Here is a 562-nt window from a genome sequence, read left to right on the forward strand (position 1 = left end):
TTTGAACCGGGCCGCGCCATCGTCGCCAACGCAGGGGTGCTGTTGACCCGAGTCGAGTATCTCAAACCGGGTGAGACCCGTAACTTCGCGCTGATCGATGCCGGCATGAATGACTTGCTGCGCCCCTCTCTGTATGGCGCATGGATGAACATCATCGAAGTCGATAGTCGCGCCGGTCACCCCCCTGCACTGTACGATGTGGTGGGGCCAGTGTGCGAAACCGGCGATTTTCTTGGCAAAGAGCGTACCTTGGCGATTAGCGAAGGCTCGTTGCTGGCAGTGCGCTCCGCTGGGGCATACGGCTTTACCATGGCATCTAACTACAACACCCGTCCGCGTGCAGCGGAGGTGCTGGTCGATGGCACCCAAGCGTATCTCATCAGAGAGCGCGAGCAGTTAGCCGACCTCTGGCGTGGTGAGCACCTACTGCCTTAAGCTGCCGTTAATATGGCTTGAGTGTGCCCACAAACAGGAACAGATGATGTTGATAGAGTTCGCCAAGCTGCCTGACAACGTGGACAACGACGTTGCTGTGGTGACTCTGTTGAGATTGAGCACACAC

General features: G+C 57.5%; 1 protein-coding gene. It reads left to right on the top strand.

The annotated features are described in order from the left end of the window. Positions 1-435 (top strand): diaminopimelate decarboxylase family protein (locus CUC53_RS18330; protein WP_420808078.1); only part of this gene is annotated, 435 nt, incomplete at its 5' end. Between the last annotated feature and the right edge of the window lie 127 nt (positions 436-562).

It is taken from the genome of Aeromonas cavernicola (assembly GCF_002795305.1).
GTDB lineage: Bacteria > Pseudomonadota > Gammaproteobacteria > Enterobacterales > Aeromonadaceae > Aeromonas > Aeromonas cavernicola.